3 protein-coding genes and 1 pseudogene are annotated in these 6,047 nt (G+C 42.2%); 1 reads left to right on the forward strand and 3 read right to left on the reverse strand.

Annotation, left to right across the window (positions count from 1 at the left end):
- The coding region (locus CAG65_RS20550; RefSeq protein ID WP_161454826.1) for a VPA1269 family protein at positions 1–2,412 on the reverse strand (2,412 nt) is incomplete at its 3' end.
- A 7-nt stretch (positions 2,413–2,419) separates the two neighbouring features.
- A complete protein-coding gene (locus CAG65_RS20555) occupies positions 2,420–3,880 on the reverse strand; it encodes a tyrosine-type recombinase/integrase (RefSeq protein WP_161454827.1) in 1,461 nt (486 codons plus the stop codon).
- Positions 3,881–4,057: 177 nt separating this feature from the next.
- Between CAG65_RS20555 and CAG65_RS20560 the strand changes: the two are divergent.
- Positions 4,058–4,471 (forward strand): annotated as a pseudogene (locus CAG65_RS20560) (thymidylate synthase); the annotation flags it as partial.
- A 133-nt stretch (positions 4,472–4,604) separates the two neighbouring features.
- Here the strand turns inward: CAG65_RS20560 and CAG65_RS20565 are convergent.
- A complete protein-coding gene (locus tag CAG65_RS20565) occupies positions 4,605–5,753 on the reverse strand; it encodes a Na/Pi symporter (RefSeq protein WP_021705635.1) in 1,149 nt (382 codons plus the stop codon).
- Positions 5,754–6,047 lie beyond the last annotated feature (294 nt).

Raw genomic sequence — 6,047 nt, forward strand, 5'->3', positions numbered from 1 at the left:
CGCTGCCTCTAAATACTCCCTCACTTTCGCATGAGAAGGGTTATCGTAATGAAGTGTCATCATGTAAGTCTTATGTCCAGCAACAAACTTCTGAACAATCCCTAATGGCACTCCTTTATCTAGCAAGTCTGTAATACCGCTCACTCGTAATGTATGGATATCGTAGCGAGATTCAGTCGGTGATCCCTCTTTTGTCAAAGATATTTTTCTGTGTGTCTCAGGAAGTTTTCTGTTTATCCGTTTCTCAGCCTCGTTACAGAGCAATCCCCACGCTTTTGTTATAATGTGAGTTGCAACTGGTTTTGATTGGTCGTCGGATCTCTGTTGTGAGGGATCTCGGAATAAACAATAGAAAGTTTTATCTGTCATTATGCTTTCTTCTGTCAGAAGCTTTCCAAGAGAGTCCTTTCCTCTTAGCTCTGGGTAGGGGGAGTACTTACGGAGCCATTGATACTGGTTTTTTAATGATGCAAGTAATTCATCACAAACCCAAGGGATATCGTAACCATCATCTGAAGTTTTATTGGTTGTAATGTGCAAGCCGAGCACGTCAGTAATTCCAAGTACGCCTGATGGAAGTGTTTGCAATAAACCTTCTTGTCTTTTTTCGTTCCCGATCTTGTTTTCATTCTTAACAAACTTTTCTAGATCAAAGTCATAGATAAAGTCATCCCCCTCTCCAGAATCAAGAAGTTGAGCTTGAATCTTTCGTATTGGAATCCAGAGCATAAAATAGAGAAGGTTTGCAACTGATGGGCAGAACACGTTGTGTTCATATTCTCCAGTTTCGTGATTTGTCAAATGAACATAAGAAAATGAAAATGCTTTTTTAGGAAAAGCATAATCATCTTCAATGATTAAATTTCGAATCTCATTCATTATCCTTGATTCAATCGGTGTTCGTTTGGTTCCTGGACTAGAACCTTCTGCAAATCGATCCCACTTGGTGTCAACAGGATTAACAAATGTACTTAGAGATTCACGGTTGTCAGGGTTCTTGTAAAGAGTATCGTGGCAGAAATCAAAGAACTGTCTATACATCGACAAATGTCTGTTAGAGGCTTTTAGAGAGTAACGGTTCTTGAGATGGTTCCGCAGAGTGTTTCCCTCAGCATAATCATTTACATGTATCGTTCTGACAATCTCCAATGGGGATTGTGGGATGTGTTCAAGTCCAGAAAGCCAGTCAAGGAAGTATCTTGCAGAAGATATGCGTAATTGAAACTGCGTATCGTTTATAGATAAGCAATACTGAGAAAGAAGCTCAGTCCAAATCTTAAGTTCAGGCAGTTTGTCTGAGTATAAACTAAAGTCAGCAAGCTCATAAATCGTCTTTTTAGTTTTCCTCATGTACTTTCTATGCTTTAACTTAAGGGCGGGATTATTATGTTTTGAATTGAAAATATCCCTACACATATTTGTGTAAGCATTAAACGCTGAGCCATTCGTTCTGGTTGTTGTTTCTGATGATGATGAGGTTTGATAATTTTCTTCATACAGTTCAACCTGTCGATCTAGGAGTTCATCACTGATCTGTTCAATTCTGGTGAAAGTAGATGCCTTCACCATTGTTTTAGCGTTGCTACCAAGCCTCTTATTTGCTCTACTTGCTTCTGAAGCTTGATGAATACGATTAACAAACTCATATGCATCTGGATTAACTAGCTCAGGGTATTCACAGTGCCTTATATTGTTTTTGTGAAGCATCCAGTATTCAAAAGGATCTTCAGAGAGTTTTCTAACATATGGGAAAAGTACATACCCCTTGGCATGTAGAAAGCTTAGTAATTCTAGAGTGTTTCTAGGTGTCTTATTGGAGTGTTGTAACCTGAATCTCTTTGATTTGATACCGCTATCTGCAACCACTTCATTCAAGAGTGAGGCCATTGCGTTTACAGCTTCAGTGAAATTATTATGAGGTTTTATTACCTCATCTATAAATCTATAACCGAGAGCATCATTGTGATGGAATGATCCTTCCTTAAATAGACTTTTTGCTTCTTCAAGACTGTTTGGCTTGATTGCCTCTGCAAGTTTTTTTTGCTCTTCAATACTGAAGCTTTCTACCTTTAGATGGCACTGGTAACTAGTTTCTTCGCCAATAGCTTTGGTATAACTGTCGGCAAAAATGTATGTCGGCATGAACTTTTTGTCACTACCCGAAGCCTTTGTAGCCGCAAATAACCTTATTCTATCGCCATTAATTTTGCTGAGATCTTTGTTGAGTGGTTCTAACAACTCTCTCCAAGTAATTTGAATCTTTGCGTTCACATATTCTTGTAAGAGTTCGTTGAATTCCTCTTTTGTAGGAGTTTTGAGTATACAAAATGCTCTACTAGATGGATTAAATTTAATCACCTCACCTGTTAATGGGGAAGTGTACTCTTCAAATTCATTTGTTATATAATCCATGTAGCTTTTACCTGTGAATTAACATCGTATCTATTTCTTCGCCAGTCAACCATGAAGTCATCCATGAATTTGGCAGTTTTGCAATTGCAGGTTGATTTTCGAATCTCTGTTGAATCTGCAACCTCTCCTCTATATCTGCATCGATTCTGTCTTCGAGCTTTGCTTTGTCCTGAGCATTTTGTATGACTTGGCGAGCTTTTTCTGGTGATATATGTGTGTAAATAGCTGTGGATGAGAGTTGCTTATGCCCCATATATTTACGGATCATTAATAAATCCATCTGTAAAACGTCTGCACAGTAAAAACCATAATGATGTCTAAGGCTATGTCCTCGACGCCCATCTAAATTGATGCCATACTTTTTTTCTAGTCTTTTACATGCATTATGTATGGCTTTACTCATGGATTTCTGAGTCATTGGGTCGCCATTCTGATTAACAAAGTAATACGGATGGTGTGAATACTCACCTCTTACTTCTTCCATATACTGAATGTGCAAGGTCAGAAGGTATCTCTCGACCTCTTCTCTAATAAACCACATGATAGATGTTTCGGTATTTTTGTCGTCATACTTTATACCCTTCCAACCAGCGCTCGAAGAAAGTGCACCCAGATTGATTCTGGGCTTTAGTCCATACATTGTTTTAAGAAACTCACCACGAGTACCAGTACGCTTTTTTCCTGCTTTACAAAGCCAGGACATACTAGAAGTTTCAGGATGGGCAAGAGTTACATGTAATCTACCATTAACAGGTTCAACATCATTGATGAGTATTTGGATGATTTCACATTGCCGTCGGCCACCATACGCAGCCATTAACAAAATGATCTTATCCCGTACATTTGTTGTCTCTTCAATAAGCAGTGGTACGTATTCTGGAGGGAAATACTTGACTACGGTCGTGCCAGACTTGGCTCTTCTGCGACCTCTTTCCTTAGATTTATTAGAATCCTTCATACTGTGGGATTTTCTTTTTATATGGAACAGAAGGCTGGTCTTCAGGTGAGCGCAGTATTCATAAGAGCGATTTATTGAGTATTCAAGGTCCTTTTCTTCCGCAGGAAGAAGCTTTCTGCTACTTTTCAAGCCCGAAACAAACTGGCAGAACTGTTTTGTAGTGTTTTTGCAATATGTATAGTCTGCTGTTTTTGCAGCTCTCCAACCTAAAACAGCACCTTTATCAAAAGCGCTTAAAAAATCTTCAATGAACATTTCCCAGTCGTTGGTGTTTTTGGCGTTGGGTTTTACCACGAGATAATAGTAATCAAAAAGCAAACCAATGTAATGCAAGTCTCTTTTTATTGTTGCATATGAGGCGTGACCTTCTTTTTGAAGGTAACGTGCATATCTAGCAACGATGAATGAAGCATGTGGTTCAACACCTTCAGGAAACAGTATTAACGTAGGCATAGTTTCGTAGTCTGGTGCGGAAATCCCTAAGTGAATAACTGTATGTATCGTGTTCATAATTAATGACGTACCTATAACTAGCCTATACATACCATAAAGTAATTTTTCAACTAGTACAACTAGTAGGGGGTATTAACTGGTGGTGTAAATTGTCTAAGGTGGACTTTAAGTGCTTTTTTCACATCTAAAGTTATCATATGAGTACAACCAGTAGGGAATGATAGGGGGTAATAATACAACCCGGGTGAGTTTCATATGGGATGCCTGCGTCCGTGTATGTACAGCCATCACTTTTCCCTGCTGGGGGATACCTTGTTCCTCAATAGTACGCAGCGCTCATGCGATGTGCCGCTGGGTCTGAACTTCAACATGGTTCAAGTCTATGTGTTTCTGGCGATCATGGCGCAGATCACCGGCAAGAAACCAGGCGTGGCGTACCACAAAATCGTTAACGCGCACATTTATGAAGATCAGCTGGCGCTGATGCGCGACGTGCAGCTTAAGCGCGAACCGTTTGCGGCACCTCAGTTTAGCATCAACCCGGATATCCGCTCTTTGGAGGATTTGGAGACTTGGGTAACGCTGGATGACTTTGAGGTGACGGGGTATCAATGCCACGACGCGATCAAATACCCGTTTTCGGTCTAAGCCGTAATTCAACACAAAAAAGCCAGCATCCGCGCTGGCTTTTTTGTTCGTCAAATGTACCGTCCTAAATAAGCTTGACTGAGAAAAAAAAGGCCCCAGTATTGGGGCCTGTCACAATAAGCGATGGTGTTGATTAAGCGGATAACGCCAGAATGGTGCCTGGAAGAATCAGGAAAACCGATAACAGGTAGCCTGCAACAACTGCTTTGTTTTTGATCGCCATTTCGGAGATCATATCGGCACCTTTCAGTGGCAGTTCACGCAGGAACGGAATACCGAAGATCAGCAGGGTTGCCAGAATGTTGAAGGTCAGGTGAACCAGAGCAATTTGCAGGGCGAAGACCGCGAACTCACCCGTCACTGCTGTTGCCGCCAATAACGCGGTAATGCAAGTACCGATGTTCGCCCCAAGGGTAAATGGGTACACGTCACGCACTTTCAGGACGCCAGTCCCAACCAGTGGCACCATCAGGCTGGTAGTGGTAGAAGAAGACTGCACCAAAACCGTGACTATAGAGCCAGATACGATACCGTGGATCGGGCCACGGCCAATGGCGTTTTTCAGAATGTCACGAGCGCGGCCAACCATCAGACTCTTCATCAGTTTGCCCATCACCGTGATAGCCAAAAAGATAGTGGCAATACCGAGGACAATCAACAGCACACCGCCAATCGTATCGCCGAAAGTTGACAACGGGCCTTTGATCGCGCTGACCACAGGTTTGGTGATCGGTTTGATGAAGTTGAAGCCTTTCAGGCTCATGTCACCGGTAGCCAGTAGTGGCGACACCAGCCAATGGGAAATTTTTTCCAGAATGCCAAACATCATTTCCAGAGGCAGGAAGATCAGTACTGCAAGCAAGTTGAAAAAGTCGTGGATAGTGGCACTTGCAAACGCGCGTTTGAACTCTTCTTTACAGCGAACGTGGCCCAGGCTGACCAGAGTGTTGGTGACCGTGGTGCCAATATTGGCGCCCATGACCATAGGAATGGCGGTTTCGACCGGCAGTCCGCCAGCCACCAGGCCCACAATGATCGAGGTGACTGTACTGGAGGATTGGATTAACGCCGTCGCCACCAGGCCGATCATCAACCCGGCAACTGGATGAGAGGCAAATTCAAACAGTACTTTGGCTTGATCGCCCGTCGCCCATTTGAAACCACTGCCTACCATAGATACTGCCAGTAGCAGCAGATAAAGCATGAATGCCAAGTTAGCCCAGCGTAACCAGCGAGTCGTACCCGAAATCGGTGACGCTGCAGTAGTAGCTTGGTTCATCATTTTTTTCTCCGTGGACCTGTATGGATAGAACTGAGGTCGGTTGTTGAAACTGTGGGCGATAGTAGAGAGCGAATGTTTCATTAATATGACAGTTATATTGAAACTGATGTGTTTTTGAGCGCTTGAACCCTTGTTGGTGAATAAAATTATCAGTAGTTATTTATCTTTCTGATTTATATAATGTTTACAACTTGTTTTGTGACGAATTTTGGCGCAGATTTTTCGTACCTGTAGGTGTTATGTAAAGCGTTTTGTGACACGGGTACGGCATTGCTGTCATATTGCTGGTTGTAC

The sequence above is a fragment of the Vibrio sp. V39_P1S14PM300 genome (assembly GCF_009904765.1).
Taxonomy (GTDB): Bacteria; Pseudomonadota; Gammaproteobacteria; order Enterobacterales; family Vibrionaceae; genus Vibrio; species Vibrio proteolyticus.

What these genes read in the sequence shown, in the direction of transcription:
- CAG65_RS20555 (WP_161454827.1), bottom strand. Translation starts at nt 3,880, where the DNA reads ATGAACACGATACATACAGTTATTCACTTAGGGATTTCCGCACCAGAC.
- CAG65_RS20565 (WP_021705635.1), bottom strand. Translation starts at nt 5,753, where the DNA reads ATGATGAACCAAGCTACTACTGCAGCGTCACCGATTTCGGGTACGACT.